This window comes from Pseudomonadota bacterium (assembly GCA_026388275.1).
Taxonomy (GTDB): Bacteria; Desulfobacterota; Syntrophorhabdia; order Syntrophorhabdales; family Syntrophorhabdaceae; genus JAPLKB01.
On sequence record JAPLKB010000020.1, the window covers coordinates 80664 to 99582 of the forward strand.

Consider the following 18919-nt stretch of genomic DNA (forward strand, 5'->3'; position numbering starts at 1 on the left):
AACCGCTCCTGTGAATTAATTGGTGTCTGAACCGGTTATTGACTTCAAAAGTATTCCTGTTGCTCGTTTTACCATCAATACGGATAACCGGTAACTATAAATTGCATCAGCAAGCTGTCTTTCTGCTGTAACTAGTAAAGTATTGGCATCCATAACATCTATGCTGTTAGTAAGCCCGTATTCAAACTGTCTTGTAACAGCGCTGTAATTATCTTTTGCAAATGAGTCTTGATCTTCAAGAGATTTTAAAACCCCCTTTTGGGTCACAAAATCGAGATAAGCGCCTTCAACCTCAATATTGACATTTTTTTTAAGGTCTTCATAGGCAAGCCCTGCCTGCCTTTTTTTTGAATCTGCTTCTTTTACCTGAGCATCACGTATTCCGCCCTCAAAAAACAGCAAGTTAAATTTTAATCCGCCATAGAGGTTATCACGGACAATGCTCCCCGTTTCAGGAGTTTCCTTCCTCTTCTGATATACACCTTCAACTGAAACTGTAGGCCAGTAAGCTCCTTTTGCAATCCTGACCATATCGTCGGCCATTTTTTTCTGCATGTTTGCCGATTTCAGTTCGGCGCGCTCAATATTGGCTTTTTCTTTCAAACATTCGACAGCCAAAGGCTGACATCCTTCAATTATTTCTTCCGGGGTGCTCCTTGAGTCCCGTAATTCGCTATTTTCTTTTACTTCAAAATCCTCATCTATTCCAACAATCCGTGCAAGAACAGCCTTTCTCAGGGTCGTTAAATTACCTGTTTTTATCAAATCAGATTGAGCCCCGGACAACTCCGCTTCCGCTCTCAAAAGGGCTGTTTTTGTAACTTCTCCTATCCTGAGTCTCGTTGTGGCTGCATTTTTATGTTTCGTTAATCTCTCCACATTAGCCTTTGAAATATCATCGATTTTTTTTGCCTTCAAATAGTTGTAGTAGGCGCTGGAGACAAGAAACATGTAAGCTTCTTTCACTGCGATAAGATCTAACCTGCTCTTCTCTATGTTGTCCTTTGAGATTTTAAAAGCAGTAATTTCCCTGCCGGACAATGACATTGACTGGTCAAGTCTTACCCCGTAGGACGCTGTTTCATCCGGTTGAATCAGCGTAACCGAATCGGATATTTTGGAATCTTTATATCTTGTATATCCTCCAACTGCTGAAAGCTGAGGTAGTAAAAATGACATGGCTTTTTCTTTGCCTGTTATAGCTATGTAAAGATCTTCAGCGGAAATTTTTATTTTTTCTGACCGCTCAAGGGCTATCCTGTATAATGTATCAAGAGTATACTCCGTTGTTGCGTCTACCCTGGAGCAAAAAGCCAATGTAATCAGGCATATAAAAAAACATTTTTTCATAACAGCCTCTTTCAATGAATCTATTAGCCGTTAACCCTCAATATTTAACGGCTTTTTCGTCTCTCTTAAACAATCTAAAATTGCTGCATTCTTCCAGCGAGAAAAGGTTGTCCGGATCAACAATTATTGAAATAAAAAACTCTTAGCATTTCAATAATTGTTTTGCTTTTTCATGTTCTTTGCATTGATGAAAGCAACCGGAATCCATTTTAGGGCTGAATCGGGTATTTTTTTCTTTGAATCTTTTCCTGAGCATCTGTTCATGTGAACACAGGTTCAGTTTATCGAAACAGCTATACTGTGTCAAGTTAAAACCTTTTGACTTTATGTATATGCTGTGTTAAAAAATTCACATGCATGAACCAAATATAAAACCCTTTAGAGGAATGCTATTCAACAAGGAAAAAATCGGCGATGTAGCCTCTTGCGTCTGCCCGCCTTATGATGTAATTTCAGATGCGCGGACCTATTCTGAGAGAAACAGGTTCAATATTATCAGACTGGAATTACCGGAACAGAATCCTCCACTTGATCAGTATAATAATGCGAGAGAAACACTCGAACATTGGCTGCAACAGGGAGTAATTACTTTTGATGAAAAGGATGCGGTCTATATATACGAACAGGAATTTGAAGTCGAGCATAAATCCTTCCTAAGGAGAGGTTTTATTGCTCTTAATAAGATTGAAAAAAACCGTATGCTTACGCACGAAGAAACACGGAAAAAGGCAAAAGAAGACAGGGAAAGGCTGATCTCTTCTTTAAAAACATACACAAGTTTTGTTTTCGGTCTTTATGAAGATAAGATGCAGGATATCGAAAACATTCTTACAACTGCTCCAAAAGAGATTATCTATGACTTTATTGACGAGCAGTTTGTTACAAACAGATTCTATAAGATGACAGACAGGGATGCAATAAACGCCCTTTCTAAGGAAATAGATAAAAAAAACATATATATTGCCGACGGCCATCACAGGCTGGATGTTTCATACAGGCTGGGACTTTCTTATATACCGATTTATTTAACAAATATGTATTCCAATGGCATTGTGATTCTCCCTTATCACAGAATGATAAAATTTAAACAATTTAAAAATATTAATGAAATTTTAAACTCAGTAAAGCAATATGCTGATATTGATAAAATTCTGCTGGATAACGATAATTCGCTCAGTACGGCAATTGAACTAATTTCTCAATCTGACATGCCGGCTTATCTTTTATATTCGAAAGATGCGCCTGATGTGCTTTATATGCTTAAGGTAAACAAACCCATTCCCATGGATAATAATATGCATGAGAGCCTTAAAAAACTGAAAGTTAATATAGCGCATAACGGTATATTGAAGGGACTGCTTTATATATCTGATGACGAAATTGAATTTACTCAAGACTCGCATGAATTGATAAGCGATGTAAAAAAAGGTAAATTTGATCTGGCGCTCTTACTCCCCCCCACAACAGTTGAAGAAGTGAAAGATATTGCGGACCATAGTCTCTATATGCCGCCTAAATCAACTTATTTCTATCCTAAAATACTCACAGGCCTGGTTTTATACAGGTACGAATGAAATACCTTCAATTATAAATCCCGGGTCAATCTTTTCGTAAATGAAGATTAACCCATGATTGGTAAAACATAATTATGTTATTAGAAGACGATGAAACACTTGATATTCTATGCAATGATGAACTTAAAATAATCCAGAAGAAGGATGGCTACAGATTTTCCATCGATGCTATTCTACTGTCAAACTTTATAACCCTGAAAAAACATGAAAGGTTGTTGGATATTGGAACAGGCTGTGGCATTATGCCGGTCTATATGTCGAAGAAAGGCAACAATAATTCCATGATGGGCATAGAGATACAGGAGGAATTATTCCATGTAGCTCAAAAGAATAAAGATCTCAACAAGTGTGAAAACATTGAATTTATCCACGGTGATATTAAACTTTTTGTTGAAAGTTTAAAAAAGAGGCCTTTTCATGTAATAGCGTCCAACCCTCCTTATACAAAAGGTCATACGGGTAGAGAAAGTCCAAAACATTCAAGATTTATAGCAAGATATGAATCGTATATTGACCTTCCGGCATTGCTTTCAGCTTCATCGACTCTATTGAATAAAAAAGGACGTTTTTATATTATTTATCCTTCAAAAAGACTGGGTGAACTTATTTATACAGCCAAAGCTAATAAACTTGAGCCGAAAAGACTGAGATTGATTTATCCGAAAAAAGAAAAGGGTGCCAATCTTTTTCTTGCTGAATTCATAAAAGAAGGTGGTATGGAAGTAACTATTGAAAAACCTCTTTTTATATACGATAATGAGCAATATACGGAAGAAATTGAAAGCTATTACTGTCTGAAGAAAGGGTAGGAAGATGGAGCAGATTATAAAACTGATAGAAAATGACTTGAAAAAACTCGAATTATCAATAGAACAATTGGTTTCAACAAAAGTCGGTTTTATAAAAGAGATTGTAAACTATATAATAAGATCGGGCGGAAAAAGAATCAGGCCGATTCTTGTTATGCTCAGCTCAAAGCTCTGCGGTTATAATGGAGAACAGCATATAACCTATTCGGCAATCATTGAGTTTATTCACACATCAACACTTTTACATGATGATGTGGTAGATAATGCGAAAACGAGAAGGGGTGCTTCAACAGCAAATATAATATGGGGGAATGAAGCAAGCGTCCTTGTCGGGGATTTCCTTTATACAAAATCTTTTGAACTTATGGCAGACGGAGACAACTTTGAAATAATAAAAACCATGGCGCATACTACAAAGCAATTATCAGAAGGTGAAATATTAGAGCTTTTGAAGACATCGGATATTAGTACCAGTGAAGAAGAGTATTTTGAAATCATCAGGAATAAAACGGCTGTTCTTTTTTCAGTAGCATGTGAAATAGGCGCTATACTGAGCAATATTGATGAAGAGAAAAGGCTTGCCTTAAAAGAATATGGACAAAATCTCGGCATGGCTTTTCAGCTGACGGATGATATACTTGATTACAACTCATACGATGAAGTTCTCGGGAAAAAAGTTGGGACAGATCTTAAAGAAGGAAAAATAACACTTCCCCTTATCATTGCTATGAATGCTACAACAGAGAAAGAAAAAGCTGTTATTAAAAGAGTTGTTGAAAAATCGAGTATTACATTGAAAGATTTTGAGAAAGTAAGTGCAATTATAAAAAAATATGACGGGATAAAATATACATCCGATAAGGCAATGCAGTACACAAATGCAGCTAAAGATTGTTTAAAGATCTTTGAGCCATCACCCTTTAAGGATGCGCTTCTTGAACTTCCTGAGTATGTACACAAGAGAAAAACATGAAAATTTCTCATCCGGAAACCCTGAATGAGAAATTATTGTTTTCCAAAAAATTATTAATTCCAATTATAAATCAAGGATGCAATGACTTACCCCGCTTCAGCTTGCGGGGCAATCAAGGCGGCAAGGAAGAGGAGACGTAGGCGTACGATAGCAGTACGTCGAGAATCTGATGACGAAGCCAACGATGATAGCGCCTTGATTTAGAATTGGAATAACGCATATAAAGCATAACAATTATCACTTCATAAAAAAATCGTCCCCGCAAGGAGACGTAATGTCATTCTATATCCATGTGGTAAGCCTGGAGTGACTTTATTCCCACTCCTTCCTTATTCTCTATATATGCCCTGATACCTTCTGCCACTGCTTTGGCTGCTGCAGTTGTTGTAATATATGGTATTTTGTATTTTATAGCTGTCTTTCTTATGTAAGAATCATCATACATACTGTTCTTCCCGATCGGCGTATTGATAATAAGCTGAATCTCCTTGTTGTGCAGCGCATCAAGAATATTGGGTCTTCCTTCGTGAACTTTCTTTATCAGTGTTGATGCTATTCCATTAGTTGCAAAGAATTTCTGTGTTCCCTCCGTAGCAAGGATGTTGAAGCCTGCTTCTTTCAGATATTTTGCCACACCGAGGACATCGTTTCTGTCCTTTGGCGATATTGTGATAAGTACAGTGCCTGTTTCAGGCAATTTTTGACCTGCAGCAGCCTGAGATTTGAAAAAAGCAAGACCGAATGAGTCAGCCATACCAAGAACTTCTCCGGTGGATCTCATTTCAGGCCCCAAGGTCGGATCAACTTCAGGGAACATATTGAAAGGAAATACAGCCTCTTTTACCCCAACATGGGGATATTTTTTGTGCTTCAGTCCTATATCTTTCAGTTTTTTACCAAGCATAAACTGTGTGGCAATGCGTGCCATCTGAACTCCCGTTACCTTTGACACAAGAGGCACAGTCCTGCTTGCTCTGGGGTTTGCTTCAAGGATATAGACTATATCATCGGCAATTGCGTACTGGATGTTCATGAGCCCTACAACGTTCAACTCGATGGCGATCATTTTCGTATATTCATTTATCGTACGGATATGTTTTTCAGATAAAGTCCTGGGCGGAATTGCACAGGCGCTGTCACCGGAGTGGATGCCGGCAAGTTCTATATGCTCCATAATTGAAGGAACAAAAGCATCTTCGCCGTCTGCTATTGCATCTGCCTCCACTTCAATTGCATTCTCAAGAAATTTATCTATCAGGATAGGTCTGCCTGGGGATATGTCTACGGCTGCATTCACATAGGAGGTAAGTGTTGCATCGTCATAGACAATTTCCATCCCGCGCCCGCCAAGCACGTATGATGGTCTAACCATGAGAGGATAACCGATTTTACCTGCCACTTTAAGTGCTTCCTCAAGTGTTATTGCAGTTCCGCTCTCAGGCTGTGGTATATCAAGCTTATGCATTACTTGCTTAAAACGTTTCCTGTCTTCTGCAAGATCTATGCTTTCAGGTGATGTGCCCAATATCTTTACGCCTGCCTCTTCAAGTTCCTTTGCAATATTGAGCGGAGTCTGCCCTCCGAACTGGACTATCACACCGATAGGTTTTTCCTTATTGTAAATGCTTAATACATCTTCTACAGTAAGGGGTTCGAAGTAAAGTTTATCAGAGGTATCGTAGTCGGTAGAAACTGTTTCAGGGTTACAATTCACCATGATTGATTCATACCCTTCATCGCGTAGTGTAAATGCAGCGTGGACACAGGTATAATCGAACTCTATACCCTGGCCGATTCTGTTCGGACCGCCTCCAAGAATCATTACCTTAGGCCTGTCGCTTATTGCAACTTCATTAGGGGCATTATATGTTGAGTAATAGTATGCAGCGTCGGCGCCGCTTACCGGAACCGCACACCATGCTTCAACTTTACCCAGGGAAATCCTTCTATTCCTGATATCTTCTTCTTTCAAAACAAGGATTTTAGCAAGATATTTATCTGAGAAGCCGTCTTCCTTGGCTTTCACAAGAAGTATGTCGGGAAGCGTCTTTCCTTTATATTGCAGAATTTCCTCTTCAAGCTCGACCAACTCCTTCATCTGCCCTATAAACCAGTGTTTTATCTTTGTCTTTTCAAATAACTCATCTATTGTTGCGCCTTTCCGTAATGCTTCATACATAACAAATTGTCTTTCCGATGATGGTTCATTGAGCAGTCTCATCAGGTCGTCAAGGGGAAGGTCATTAAAATTGCTTGCGAAACCCAGACCATAACGTTTAATCTCAAGAGAGCGGATTGCTTTCTGAAATGCTTCTTTATAATTCTTGCCGATACTCATTGCTTCGCCCACTGCTTTCATTTGTGTACCCAACTTGTCTTCTGCCTCTCTGAACTTTTCAAAGGCCCAGCGGGCAAATTTTATAACAACATACTCCCCTGAAGGCACATATTTATCAAGAGTCCCGCTTCTATAATAGGGGATATCCTTTAACATATATCCCCCTGCAAGTTTGGCAGAAACAAAGGCAATAGGGAAACCGGTGGCTTTGGAGGCGAGGGCGGATGAACGTGAAGTCCTGGGGTTGATCTCAATGACCACGATCCGCCCGTCATCCGGGTTATGGGCAAACTGGATATTTGTCCCACCGATTACCTGTATGGCTTCAACAATCCGGTACGAATATTCCTGCAGTTTTTGCTGCACATCCTCTGATATGGTCAACATGGGAGCAGAGCAGAAGGAATCTCCCGTATGAACGCCCATGGGGTCGATATTTTCAATAAAGCAAACGGTAATCATGTTATTTTCAGCATCCCTTACTACTTCAAGCTCCAGTTCCTCCCAACCTATAACTGCCTCTTCTATGAGTACCTGACCGATAAGGCTCGCTGAAATACCCCTGCTTGCAATAGTCTTTAGCTCTTCCTTATTATATGCAATACCACCGCCCGTACCACCCATGGTATATGCCGGCCTTATGACAACTGGATAACCGAGCCTGTCGGCAATTTCAAGTGCATCTTCAATAGAATAGGCGAGGGCGGACTCAGGCATGGGGATATCGAGTTTGCTCATTGTCTTTTTGAATTCATCCCGGTCTTCCCCTCTCTCAATCGCGTCTACCTGGACACCTATAATCTGCACGCCATGTTTCTGGAGAATACCCTTTCTTGAAAGTTCCGCAGCGAGATTCAATCCTGTCTGTCCCCCAAGGTTAGGCAACAATCCTTGAGGTTTTTCTTTTTCTATAATTTTTTCGAGGACATCGACTGTGAGTGGTTCAATGTATGTCGCATCAGCCATTCCAGGGTCTGTCATAATGGTTGCAGGATTTGAATTAACAAGGACAATTTTATACCCGGCAGCTCTCAGTGCTTTACATGCCTGCGTGCCTGAATAATCAAATTCACAAGCCTGACCGATGATAATAGGGCCGGAACCTATAATCAAAACCTTGTTTATACCTTCTATTTTTGATGGTTTCATATTTTGCATTCCTTTCGATTTGGAATTTGTTAAGCATCCTACCAGAGCTATTATAAGGAGTCAAGAAGTTTAGAATCACAACAATATCGATTAGTTCTTCTCTAAATTCAAGATGTTCTAACCCTAAGTTACACCGTAGCAATGAATTTGAGCACTTTTACAGCATATTCCAATAATAATTACTCAGTTTGTTGAAAATTTATTAATAATATGCTATTTTTGAAAACCATTAAGCGTCTTAGTTATAATAAGAGATTATGAATACAATTAACTTCAGCAATGATGTCGACTTAGATTTTATTAAACAGGTTTTCAAAGAAAGCGGAGAAAACCCCTCGCTTTGTTATCAATGCGGCAACTGTACCGCAGGATGTCCTTATACACAGTATTTTGATTACCCTGTGAGCCAGATCATGAGGCTTCTCCAGACAGGACAGAAAGACACGATCCTTAATTCAAAAGCCATATGGCTCTGCGCCACTTGTGAAACCTGTACGACAAGGTGTCCTTGCGAAATAGATGTTGCCGGAATTATGGATATTCTCCGGATTATTGCACGTCGTGAGAACAGGGTGTCCGAGAAGGATGTAAAGCTATTTTACGACACATTCCTTAATTCCATGAAGCAATTCGGCAGGATTTATGAAGTGGGAATTCTCCTCTCGTATAATCTTAAATCAGGTCATTTATTTGCTGATGCGGAGCTTGGACCAAAGGTTATGGAGCATGAAAAGATACACTTTTTACCTAAGTGGATTAAGGGTGCTGATAAGGTAGCTCAAATTTTCAACAGATTCCAGGAAAAGGCAAAGAAGCATGATTGAAACAACATACGGCTACTATGCCGGCTGCTCACTTGAAGGCACGGCAAGCGAATATGATACATCCCTGAAGGTTGTACTAAAAGCCCTCGGGGTAGATTTTCGAGAGCCTGATGACTGGAGTTGCTGTGGCTCAACACCGGCGCATACGGTAGACCATGTTTTTGCTGCTGCCCTTGCTGCCAGAAACCTCGCAATTGTTGAAAAGACCGGTCTTAAGACCCTTATTACGCCTTGTCCCTCCTGTATGACAGCCTTTAAAAAGGCACAGCACGGAATGACGAAAAGCGATTCCTTTAAACAAGAAGTCAACGAGCTTCTTGATGAACCGTATGAGTGCGGAGTCTTCGCTAAATCTGCCCTGCAGGTAATTTATGAAGATGTCGGGCTTGATGCAGTAACAGCAAAGGTTACCCACACGCTTCCTGATCTGAAGGTTGCGCCATATTACGGATGTATTCTTAACAGACCTCCGGAGATTGCCCAATTTGATGACCCGGAAAACCCTGTGTCAATGGATAAAATCCTTGCAGCTGCCGGGGTTGAAGTATGTGATTTTGCATTTAAAGTTGAATGCTGCGGTGCGGCATTTGGAGTTCCAAAAAGAGACATGGTGAACCGCCTTACATATAAAGTGCTTTCTATGGCTATCGATGCAGGCGCAAACTGTATTGCCGTCGCATGCCCTCTGTGCCAGCAGAACCTTGATTTACGCCAGGAACAGGTAAATAAAGTAATGGGTTCTTCTTTTGATATGCCTGTTCTCTATTTTTCTCAGATTATGGGTCTTGCCTATGGTTACTCTCCAAATGATCTTGCCATGGATAAGGTGATTGTAAGTGCAGATCGTTTTGTACGTACACGTATCACTGTTCAGCAGGCTCGTGAGGCAAAGGAGTTGCAGGAACAGCAGGCAAAAGCGAAAGGTCAGAAATCGAAAGCAACGGAAAGCAAAGAAGAAACTAAATTAGAGGAGATTGAATAAATGCGGGTTGGCGTATTTATTTGCCACTGTGGAAATAATATTGCCGGCACAGTTGATGTTGCCAAAGTGGCGGAAGAAACACGAAAAATTCCAGGCGTTGCCTATGCAACAACTTATATGTATACCTGCTCTGAGCCGGGCCAGAATGAAATAAAAGAGGCGATAGTAAGAGAAGGCCTTGACAGGGTTGTTGTTGCGGCCTGTTCTCCAAGAATGCATGAACTGACCTTCAGACGTACCGTAGAAAAGGCCGGGCTTAACCGCTACTTCTTTGAGATGGCAAACATCAGGGAGCACATTTCATGGATCGGCGAAAATAAAGACCTTAATACCACAAAAGCTACAGAAGCAGTCAGAATGGCAGTGGCAAAGGTTATGCAGAATAAACCGCTCTATTCAACATCTTTTAAGGTAAATAAGAGGGTGCTGGTTATCGGCGGCGGAGTTGCCGGTATGCAGGCAGCCCTTGATTGTGCCGACGGTGGTCTGGAAGTTCTGCTTGTGGAAAAGAGCCCAAGCGTAGGCGGCATGATGGCACGCCTTGACAAGACATTTCCAACAATAGATTGCTCTATTTGCATACTGGGTCCGAAAATGGTGGATGTGGCCCAGCACGATAAAATAACCCTCCATGCCTTTTCCGAGATCGAAGAAATCAAGGGATATGTTGGAAACTATCAGATTAAAATCAGAAAGAAAGCCACGTACGTTGACTGGACAAAATGCACTGGCTGCGGCGCCTGTATGGAAAAATGTCCTTCCAAAAATGCATACGACGCATTCAATTATGGTGTTGCTCCGACACGGGCAATCAACATTCCCTTTCCCCAGGCCATTCCAAAAAAAGCAAAGATAGACCCGAAATTCTGCCGCCAGTTCGTAAAAGGGAAATGCGGTGTATGTGCCAAGATATGTCCTACAAAGGCAATTGATTATGAAATGCAGGATGAGATCATCACAGAGGACATAGGTGCGATTATTGTTGCTACCGGTTACAGTCTTATAGATATGGATAAACTTCCGGAGTATGGCGGAGGCCGTTACCCTGATGTGATATCGGGGATTCAATATGAGAGACTGCTAAACGCATCGGGTCCCACGTCAGGTCACATTATAAGACCTTCCGATCATGTTGAGCCGAAGACAATAGTATTTGTCTCCTGTGCAGGTTCACGCGACAAATCCATCGGAATACCTTATTGCTCAAACTTCTGCTGTATGTATATTGCCAAGCAGGCTATCCTTACAAAGGACCATATCCCTGACTCTCAATCATATGTGTTCTATATGGACATCCGCTCCAATGGAAAAGGCTATGATGAGTTTACAAGAAGGGCGCAGGAAGAATACGGGGCAAAATATGTACGGGGACGCGTATCAAGAATTTATCCTAAAGGAAACAAGATGGTCGTAATCGGCGCTGATACGCTTCTCGGAACTCAGGTTGAAGTTGAAGCCGATCTTGTTGTCCTCGGTACTGCGGTGATTTCAACACCGGATGCGGCGCATATGGCAGAAAAGCTACATATCTCTTATGATACCTTCGGGTTTTATGTGGAAAGTCATCCTAAATTAAGACCTGTTGAGACAAATACTTCAGGTGTATTCCTTGCAGGTGCCTGCCAGGGGCCTAAAGACATACCGGCTTCCGTAGGTCAGGGAAGTGCTGCTGCCAGTAAGGTTCAGGCGCTATTTTCAAAGGATATGCTCGAATCCGATCCTGCTGTTGCAAGGGTCAATATAAATACTTGTGTCGGATGTCTTAAATGTGTGAAAACATGTCCCTTTGGTGCTATCAAAGACAAGGAACTTCGGGATGGAAAGGTTGTAGCCGAAGTTATTGAGACTGTCTGTGCCGGTTGCGGTGTTTGTACTTCAACCTGTCCCTGTGGCGCCATACAATTACAGCATTTTACCGATAATCAGCTCTTAGCGGAGGTTAATGCCATATGCCAGAAGTAGCCCCTAAAGAACTCAGAGTTGTCGGTTTTCTATGTAACTGGTGTTCTTACGGTGGAGCTGACACTGCCGGTGTAAGCCGTTTCAAACAGCCAACCGACCTCCGGATTATCAGAGTGCCTTGCTCCGGCAGGGTTGACCCGCTTTTTGTAGTAAAGGCCCTCCTCAACGGGGCGGACGGAGTGCTTGTTTCTGGTTGCCATCCAAGGGACTGCCATTATTCTGATGGGAATTTTTATGCGAGAAGAAGACTCGAAATGCTGAAAAGGCTTCTCCCTTTCCTGGGTATTGATGAAAGGAGATTTTACTATGCCTGGGTTTCTGCTTCAGAAGGGGCAAGATGGCAGCAAACGGTAACGGAATTTACTAACAGAATTCATGAGTTGGGACCCCTCCATATTAAAAATGAGGTAAACCCTTGATAGATAAACTCAAAGAAGTTGTTGCAAAGGTGTTAAATGATGTTGATCTGGTAATCGGATATCAGCAGGGTTTTGATGCAATACATGCCACGCCGCATTACATTACTTCAGCAGACCAGATTGATAAGCTGATCTGGAATCCTTTATGTGTGCACAATCTGACAACGCACCTCCCGATTCTTAAAAAGAAAAAGACCGGTGTTATTGTTAAAGGCTGCGACAGCCGCACCATAGTCCAGTTTATTCAGGAAGGATTGATAGTACGGGAAAACCTGATTGTTATAGGCATTCCTTGTACAGGCGTGATAAGCGTGAATAAGATACTGAGAGAAACAAATCGGGAATATATTGAAGAGGTTTCCTTTGATAATAACGGAAACATAACCATTAAAACGGAAAAAGGCCAAAAGACATTAGCTATAACTGATTTCTCGCCTGATAAATGCAGGACATGTCAATATCCTACACCTCTTGTATATGACCATTTAATAGGAGATCCCATAAAGTCGGAGAAAGCTCCTGACAGCGTTTATAATGATATAAAGGAGTTTGAGGGTAAAACACTTGAAGAACGCATGCAATACTGGGAGAAGGAATTCGACCACTGCATCCGTTGCTATGCATGCCGGAATGCATGCCCCATGTGTATTTGCAGTGATAACTGCATTGCAGAAAGCCGCGATCCTCACTGGATTACACAAAAAATGATGTTCACTGAGAAATTTATGTTTCACATGATCCATGCTCTTCATCTGGCAGGTAGGTGTGTTGAGTGCGGCGAATGTGAACGTGCCTGCCCTATGGGCATACCGGTAAACAAACTGAAAAGGAAGATCAACCAGGATATGAAGGAACTCTACGGTTATGAACCGGGAGTCAGCCTTGATGAAAAACCTCCTATGTTTATGTTTAATGTTGATGAGTTAAAGATAAAGGAGCATAAAATTTAATGGCAGAAACAGGTTTTCTTCCAAAAGAAAAAATTGAAAACTTTTTAGGGGCAATCAGTAAAGATGCCCTTTTATATACACCTGTCCTTGAGGGCGATGTTGTCATATTCAGGCCTTTCATCACCGGAAACGCCCTCTGTCTGGACAGACCCGCCAACAGTCCGCCAAAGTCGGTAATTTATCCGCAGAGCGATGTTTTGTTTTCATATGAATATAAAAAAGAAACTGATGACCCGAAAAAGGTGTCCGTTGAGATAGAAACACATATGGATTACCCGAAGTCAGTGATCTTTGGATGCCGCCCCTGTGATGCAATGGGTTTCACTGTTTATGACAGGGTCTTTATAGAATCGAACGGTCCTGATACATACTATCAGGGACGCCGCGACAAGACCACAATAATTACACTTAGTTGCCCGGCACCCTCTGCAGGATGTTTCTGCACTGCTTTAGGGGGCGGACCTGCCAACATGGAAGGATCTGATGTACTTATGACCGTCCTTGAGAAAGGGTTTCTCCTTGAGCCTGTCAGCGAAAAAGGCAAGGCTATCCTTGGAATGCCGGAGATGGAAGACGGAAGCCAATTTATAGAGGAAGCCCGTAAGAAACAACAACAGGCACATGATGCAGTAAAAAAACCCTTTCCGTCAGTGAGCCATACCGAAATATCGAGAAAACGTTTTGACCTTGATGAATTCTGGCAGCAAGCAGTAAGCAAGTGTGTAAGCTGCGGCGCCTGTACATTTCTCTGTCCCACATGTTACTGTTTTAATTTTACCGACGAACAGACCCTGGAAAAGGGGGAGAGGATCCGTAGTTGGGATGCCTGCATGTTTTATCATTTTACTCTGGAAGCAAGTGGCCATAACCCGAGAGCAACAAGATTCTTAAGATATAGAAACAGGGTAGGACATAAATTCCTTTTTTATCCTGAAAAATATAATGGAGTAATTGCCTGTTCCGGTTGCGGAAGATGCATCAGGTATTGCCCCGTTTCTGTAGATATTAGTGAAATTGTTTCCCAACTTAGAAGTCCGGAGTGAAAGACATGGAACAAAGCTTTAATCCTTACCTTCCTGAACTGGCTACTATTATCAAAATTATTGATGAGACGCCCAATATAAAAACATATCAGGTAATTTTTAATGATCCTGATAAGATGAAAAGCTTTTCCTTTGAACCCGGCCAGGTTGGACAGATCTATGTTTTTGGTGTTGGTGAGTCAACATTTGTTATCAATTCTCCACCTACCAGAATGGATTATCTACAGTTCAGCGTTATGAAGGCAGGGGAAGTAACTTCTGCGATCCATGAACTGCGTGAAGGCGATCAGATTGGCATAAGAGCGCCTCTTGGCAACAGTTTCCCTTATGGGGATATAAAAGGGAAGAAGATACTCTTCATCGGTGGAGGAATCGGCCTTGCGCCCCTTCGGACACTGATACTTTTTATGCTGGACAACAGGGGCGATTATGACGATATAACTATTATCTATGGAGCAAGAACCCCTATTGATCTCTGCTATAAGTATGAATTAAAGGAATGGGAAACCCGTTCGGATGTGAATTTAATCCTGACTGTAGATAATGAATATCCCGGCTGGCATAAGAGGATAGGATTTGTCCCTACTGTTTTAAATGAAGTTGCCCCATCTCCTGACAATACTGTGGCAATTACATGCGGACCCCCCATTATGATAAAGTTTGTCCTTCAAAATCTTGCCAAATTGAATTTTAAGGATGATCATGTAATTACCACGCTGGAAGCAAGGATGAAATGCGGCATCGGCATATGCGGGCGGTGCAACATCGGTTCGAAATACATATGCAAGGACGGCCCCGTATTTTCCCTTGTCCAGTTAAAAGAATCCGGCGCAGAAATTTAATAGCAATTTCTTTTCTATAACAACAATTCACCTTCAATCATTCCCTCCTGTCCATTGGCCGCAGCTGAACATTGTGAAGATGAATCATTGAATTTGAATTACCCCACTTACAAGGCCGGGCATCCTGCGTGCCTTTGTGATGCCTGGATTATTCAAAAGTACTAACTTATCTAAATTAAATAACATTATTTACTTTGTTGACTTGAATTATATAAAATGTTAATTTTCGAAAGCTCATGTTTACGGCAAACCATTAACATTATTATGATTTATCTCGTTTTCCTGCCAAAAGATATGCTATAAGGAGGAATCTGTGGAACTCAAGGTCAGGTCATACGATAAGATTGTCAGATTAGTAGAAAAAGGTGTTGATATTCCTAATCCTTTAACTCTGGATATTGGTAAGGATGTTGACCCTGAACTTATTTCAGGCAACGGAGTGACAATCTATCCGGGCTGCCGGATTTATGGCAAAAACACAGTAATTTCGGCAGGGGCAAAGATAGGATACGAAGGCCCGGTAACAATTGATGACTGCCAGATAGGTCCGGATGTAGAACTAAAAGCCGGATATTTCAATAAAGCTGTTTTTCTTGAAAAGGCCAATATGGGTCTTGGCGCTCATGTACGTGAAGGATGTATTCTGGAAGAAGAAGCAGGAGGAGCCCATTGCGTAGGATTGAAACAGACCATTCTTTTCCCTTTTGTAACTCTGGGGAGTTTGATAAATTTTTGCGACTGTCTGATGGCTGGCGGCACAAGTCGTAAAAATCACAGTGAAGTCGGCAGTTCGTACATACATTTTAATTTCACTCCTGACGGAGACAAAACAACGGCTTCACTTATCGGTGATGTTCCAAGAGGTGTAATGCTCAATCAGCCCCCTATTTTCCTTGGAGGGCAGGGCGGTATGGTGGGTCCGCTCCTTGTGAGCTACGGAAATATTGTTGCCGCAGGGACGATATTACGCAAGGATGTTATTGAGGAGAACAAGCTGATCTTTGGTAAATCTTTGTCTGGCGCAACCATTAATAACACCCCGGGGAACTATCTTTCCATCTCCCGTGTTGTTGGCAACAACATCCTTTACCTGGCAAATCTGGTTGCCCTTGAACAATGGTATACCTATATTCGTCAACCTTTTTTTGAAAAGCAGGAATTCGGCGACCTTGTTTATGCAGGAGCAATGGACAAACTTTCATCGGCAAAGAAAGAACGTATTAAACGTCTTCGGGATATGGCAGACAAAGCAAAGGTTTTAACTGAAAAGTACCCGGATAAAAGACAATCTGAAGCCGGTAAAAAGGAATTTTATGATGCCGCCGACAAAATCCGGAATATTTTTACCAATCCCCCTGCAAATGACCTGAACGGGGAATTGCGCGATATTTTTCTTACCACAGTCAATGCACACAAAAAAGGCAGCGATCAGAAATATATTGACTTTATAAAAGGTTTACCTATCGATATATCAAAGGCAGGTGTAAAATGGCTTGAAGCAATCATTGAAAGTCTTTGCAGCGAAGTAGACAGCTTCATGCCGTTGTTAAACCTTTTCAAAAAGTAATTTTTTAGATTTATTTCATCAAGGAGGCAGTAAATGGGTAAATTATTCGGGACAGATGGGATAAGGGGCGAGGCTAACCGTTATCCGATGAATTCTGCCATTGCATTTTCAGTAGGACAGGCAGTTACACATCTTTTGAGAAAATCACATCATAAACCAAGGTTGATTATCGGTAAAGACACGAGAATTTCAGGCTATATGCTGGAAAGTTCCCTTGAGGCAGGCATTACCTCCATGGGCGGTATACCCTATCTGGTAGGCGTTTTGCCTACGCCGGGAATTGCCTTTATTACTCAGAGCATGCGTGCTGACGCCGGTATCGTTATTTCTGCCTCTCATAACCCTTATCAGGATAATGGGATAAAAATATTTTCGGGGAACGGCTTTAAATTATCCGACGAAGAGGAGGAAACGATAGAGACGCTGATGTTCGAAGGCAAGCTTCCGGAAATGGTTCCCCCTGCAGCGGAAATGGGCCGTGCATACCGTCTGGAAGATGTGCACGGGAGATATATTGTATTTCTGAAAAATACTTTTCCGCGTGAATTGTCTATGGAAGATATGAAGATAGTCATAGATTCTGCAAATGGGGCCACTTACAAAGTTGCCCCGGATGCATTCTTTGAACTGGGCGCCGACATTGAAGTAATCCACCGTGCTCCAAATGGCCTTAATATTAATGATAATTGTGGTTCTCAATATACCCGTGATCTAAAAAAGCGTGTCATTGAAACAGGTGCAGCCATAGGGCTGGCCTTTGACGGTGACGGAGACCGCCTTATCGCTGTTGATGAAAAGGGCAACGAAATCACCGGCGACCAGATTCTCGTTATCTGTGCCAAGATATTAAAAGATGAGGGCAAACTGAAAAACAACCTGCTTGTCAGCACTATTATGAGCAACCTCGGTCTTACCATAGCTTGTAAAAAAAACGGCTTTAAACACCATGCATCCAAAGTGGGCGACCGCTATGTCCTTGAAGACATGCAACGTTTAGGGAGCATCATTGGCGGTGAAGAATCGGGTCACATGATTTTTCTCGATCACCACACTACCGGTGACGGCATAGTGACTGCAATGCAGTTAATCAGCGCAATGGTAAAAACAGGGAAACCCCTGTCCGAGCTTGCCAAATTAATGGATGTATTCCCTCAAAAGGTTATTAATGTACCTGTAAAAAACAAGCCTGAAATCTCTTCTGTGCCGAAGGTGGTGGAAATAATAGAGCAGGTAGAGAAAGAACTCGGTGAAAGCGGCCGTGTGCTGGTACGTTATTCAGGCACACAGAACTTATGCCGTGTTATGGTTGAAGGTCCCAGCAATGAGATAACTGAAAAATGTTGTGAGCAGATTTCCGGTGTTGTAAAAGCTGAGATAGGGTAAAAGGGAAATATGTCTATTATAGTTTTTGTAACCAATGATTTTGAACTGATGAGCAAGACAGCCGCAGAAATTTTTCCTATTCAGGCCTAATAATTTTCTGCTAATAGCTCAAAACAAGCACGGCTGTACGAACATACAGGACAGCTATGCGGAGCCTCCTTATCTTCATTTACATAGCCGCAGACGCGGCATTTCCATTTTACAACCGTATCTTTTTTAAAAACTCTCCCTTCTTTTACATTATTTAAAAGGGCAAGATAGCGTTTTTCATGTTGGGCTTCTACAGTGGAAATATATCTAAACATTCGGGCGATTTCAAAAAAACCTTCTTCATCGGCTGTCCATGCAAACTCAGGATACATTATACTCTGTTCATAATGTTCACCGGAAACGGCTGTTTCCAGGTTTGAAACAGTCTTGCCAAATCCCTTAACAGGATAAACAACGGCAGGAAGTTCCACATCTCTTGTTTGAATAAAATTCAGTTCCTGCTTAGCATGTTCTTTTTCATGGTCGGCTGTTTCCAAAAAAATTGCAGCAATCTGATCATAGCCTTCATCTTTTGCCTGTGATGCAAAATAGGAATATAAGTTCCTGTTGTTAGACTCGCCGGTATAGGCTAACAGCAAATTCTTTTCAGTTTTTGTTCCCTTTAAGTCCATGAGTGAATCCTCCTTTTATAGTTATAAAGGTTATATCACCGGGAAACCCGCTTTATGACCGATCCGGTGTATAAAAAAAGTCAAGGGACTTC

15 protein-coding genes are annotated in these 18919 nt (G+C 41.6%); 12 read left to right on the forward strand and 3 right to left on the reverse strand.

Features of this window, described 5'->3' with window-relative positions:
* Positions 1-15 precede the first annotated feature (15 nt).
* Positions 16-1350, reverse strand: coding sequence for a TolC family protein (locus tag NT010_05690; GenBank protein MCX5805548.1), 1335 nt, complete (start codon positions 1348-1350; stop codon positions 16-18).
* Positions 1351-1703: 353 nt separating this feature from the next.
* Between NT010_05690 and NT010_05695 the strand changes: the two genes are divergently transcribed.
* The 3 genes from NT010_05695 (at position 1704) to NT010_05705 (ending at position 4706) form a co-directional block, all read left to right on the forward strand.
* Positions 1704-2924 (forward strand): DUF1015 domain-containing protein, encoded by a 1221-nt coding sequence (locus NT010_05695; GenBank protein MCX5805549.1) that lies wholly within the window; start codon positions 1704-1706, stop codon positions 2922-2924.
* Between the two features lie 74 nt (positions 2925-2998).
* Positions 2999-3733 carry a methyltransferase gene (locus NT010_05700; protein ID MCX5805550.1) on the forward strand — a complete coding sequence of 245 codons (735 nt, stop codon included), beginning with the start codon at positions 2999-3001 and terminating at the stop codon, positions 3731-3733.
* A gap of 4 nt (positions 3734-3737) precedes the next feature.
* Entirely contained in the window at positions 3738-4706 is a 969-nt protein-coding gene (locus tag NT010_05705; GenBank protein MCX5805551.1) for a polyprenyl synthetase family protein, read from the forward strand.
* Positions 4707-4983: 277 nt separating this feature from the next.
* On the opposite strand, the gene carB is transcribed toward NT010_05705, so the two are convergent.
* On the reverse strand, positions 4984-8193 hold the full coding sequence (gene carB / locus NT010_05710; GenBank protein MCX5805552.1) for a carbamoyl-phosphate synthase large subunit: 3210 nt from the start codon (positions 8191-8193) through the stop codon (positions 4984-4986).
* A 257-nt stretch (positions 8194-8450) separates the two neighbouring features.
* Between carB and NT010_05715 the strand changes: the two genes are divergently transcribed.
* From NT010_05715 to glmM, 9 genes are all read left to right on the forward strand, one after another.
* Positions 8451-9017 carry a 4Fe-4S dicluster domain-containing protein gene (locus tag NT010_05715; protein ID MCX5805553.1) on the forward strand — a complete coding sequence of 189 codons (567 nt, stop codon included), beginning with the start codon at positions 8451-8453 and terminating at the stop codon, positions 9015-9017.
* Complete coding sequence (locus NT010_05720; protein MCX5805554.1) at positions 9010-9999, forward strand: CoB--CoM heterodisulfide reductase iron-sulfur subunit B family protein; 990 nt, start codon at positions 9010-9012, stop codon at positions 9997-9999. The genes NT010_05715 and NT010_05720 overlap by 8 nt, the downstream gene beginning before the upstream one ends.
* Positions 10000-11961 carry a CoB--CoM heterodisulfide reductase iron-sulfur subunit A family protein gene (locus tag NT010_05725; protein MCX5805555.1) on the forward strand — a complete coding sequence of 654 codons (1962 nt, stop codon included), beginning with the start codon at positions 10000-10002 and terminating at the stop codon, positions 11959-11961.
* A complete protein-coding gene (locus tag NT010_05730) occupies positions 11949-12380 on the forward strand; it encodes a hydrogenase iron-sulfur subunit (GenBank protein ID MCX5805556.1) in 432 nt (143 codons plus the stop codon). The genes NT010_05725 and NT010_05730 overlap by 13 nt, the downstream gene beginning before the upstream one ends.
* On the forward strand, positions 12377-13330 hold the full coding sequence (locus NT010_05735) for a 4Fe-4S dicluster domain-containing protein (protein ID MCX5805557.1): 954 nt from the start codon (positions 12377-12379) through the stop codon (positions 13328-13330). The genes NT010_05730 and NT010_05735 overlap by 4 nt, the downstream gene beginning before the upstream one ends.
* A complete protein-coding gene (locus NT010_05740; protein ID MCX5805558.1) occupies positions 13330-14373 on the forward strand; it encodes a 4Fe-4S dicluster domain-containing protein in 1044 nt (347 codons plus the stop codon). The genes NT010_05735 and NT010_05740 overlap by 1 nt, the downstream gene beginning before the upstream one ends.
* Positions 14374-14378: 5 nt before the next feature.
* On the forward strand, positions 14379-15215 hold the full coding sequence (locus NT010_05745; GenBank protein ID MCX5805559.1) for an FAD/NAD(P)-binding protein: 837 nt from the start codon (positions 14379-14381) through the stop codon (positions 15213-15215).
* A gap of 313 nt (positions 15216-15528) precedes the next feature.
* Positions 15529-16782, forward strand: coding sequence for a UDP-N-acetylglucosamine pyrophosphorylase (locus tag NT010_05750; protein MCX5805560.1), 1254 nt, complete (start codon positions 15529-15531; stop codon positions 16780-16782).
* Between the two features lie 33 nt (positions 16783-16815).
* Positions 16816-18165 carry a phosphoglucosamine mutase gene (gene glmM, locus NT010_05755; protein ID MCX5805561.1) on the forward strand — a complete coding sequence of 450 codons (1350 nt, stop codon included), beginning with the start codon at positions 16816-16818 and terminating at the stop codon, positions 18163-18165.
* Positions 18166-18251: 86 nt separating this feature from the next.
* Here glmM and NT010_05760 read toward each other — a convergent pair whose 3' ends face one another.
* Entirely contained in the window at positions 18252-18827 is a 576-nt protein-coding gene (locus NT010_05760) for a ferritin-like domain-containing protein (protein MCX5805562.1), read from the reverse strand.
* Positions 18828-18919: the final 92 nt, after the last annotated feature.

Bases quoted from the DNA above. Each gene is read 5' to 3' on its own strand.
- NT010_05690 (MCX5805548.1), bottom strand. From the start codon at position 1,350: ATGAAAAAATGTTTTTTTATATGCCTGATTACATTGGCTTTTTGCTCC.
- NT010_05695 (MCX5805549.1), top strand. From the start codon at position 1,704: ATGCATGAACCAAATATAAAACCCTTTAGAGGAATGCTATTCAACAAG.
- NT010_05700 (MCX5805550.1), top strand. From the start codon at position 2,999: ATGTTATTAGAAGACGATGAAACACTTGATATTCTATGCAATGATGAA.
- NT010_05705 (MCX5805551.1), top strand. From the start codon at position 3,738: ATGGAGCAGATTATAAAACTGATAGAAAATGACTTGAAAAAACTCGAA.
- carB (MCX5805552.1), bottom strand. From the start codon at position 8,193: ATGAAACCATCAAAAATAGAAGGTATAAACAAGGTTTTGATTATAGGT.
- NT010_05715 (MCX5805553.1), top strand. From the start codon at position 8,451: ATGAATACAATTAACTTCAGCAATGATGTCGACTTAGATTTTATTAAA.
- NT010_05720 (MCX5805554.1), top strand. From the start codon at position 9,010: ATGATTGAAACAACATACGGCTACTATGCCGGCTGCTCACTTGAAGGC.
- NT010_05725 (MCX5805555.1), top strand. From the start codon at position 10,000: ATGCGGGTTGGCGTATTTATTTGCCACTGTGGAAATAATATTGCCGGC.
- NT010_05730 (MCX5805556.1), top strand. From the start codon at position 11,949: ATGCCAGAAGTAGCCCCTAAAGAACTCAGAGTTGTCGGTTTTCTATGT.
- NT010_05740 (MCX5805558.1), top strand. From the start codon at position 13,330: ATGGCAGAAACAGGTTTTCTTCCAAAAGAAAAAATTGAAAACTTTTTA.
- NT010_05745 (MCX5805559.1), top strand. From the start codon at position 14,379: ATGGAACAAAGCTTTAATCCTTACCTTCCTGAACTGGCTACTATTATC.
- glmM (MCX5805561.1), top strand. From the start codon at position 16,816: ATGGGTAAATTATTCGGGACAGATGGGATAAGGGGCGAGGCTAACCGT.
- NT010_05760 (MCX5805562.1), bottom strand. From the start codon at position 18,827: ATGGACTTAAAGGGAACAAAAACTGAAAAGAATTTGCTGTTAGCCTAT.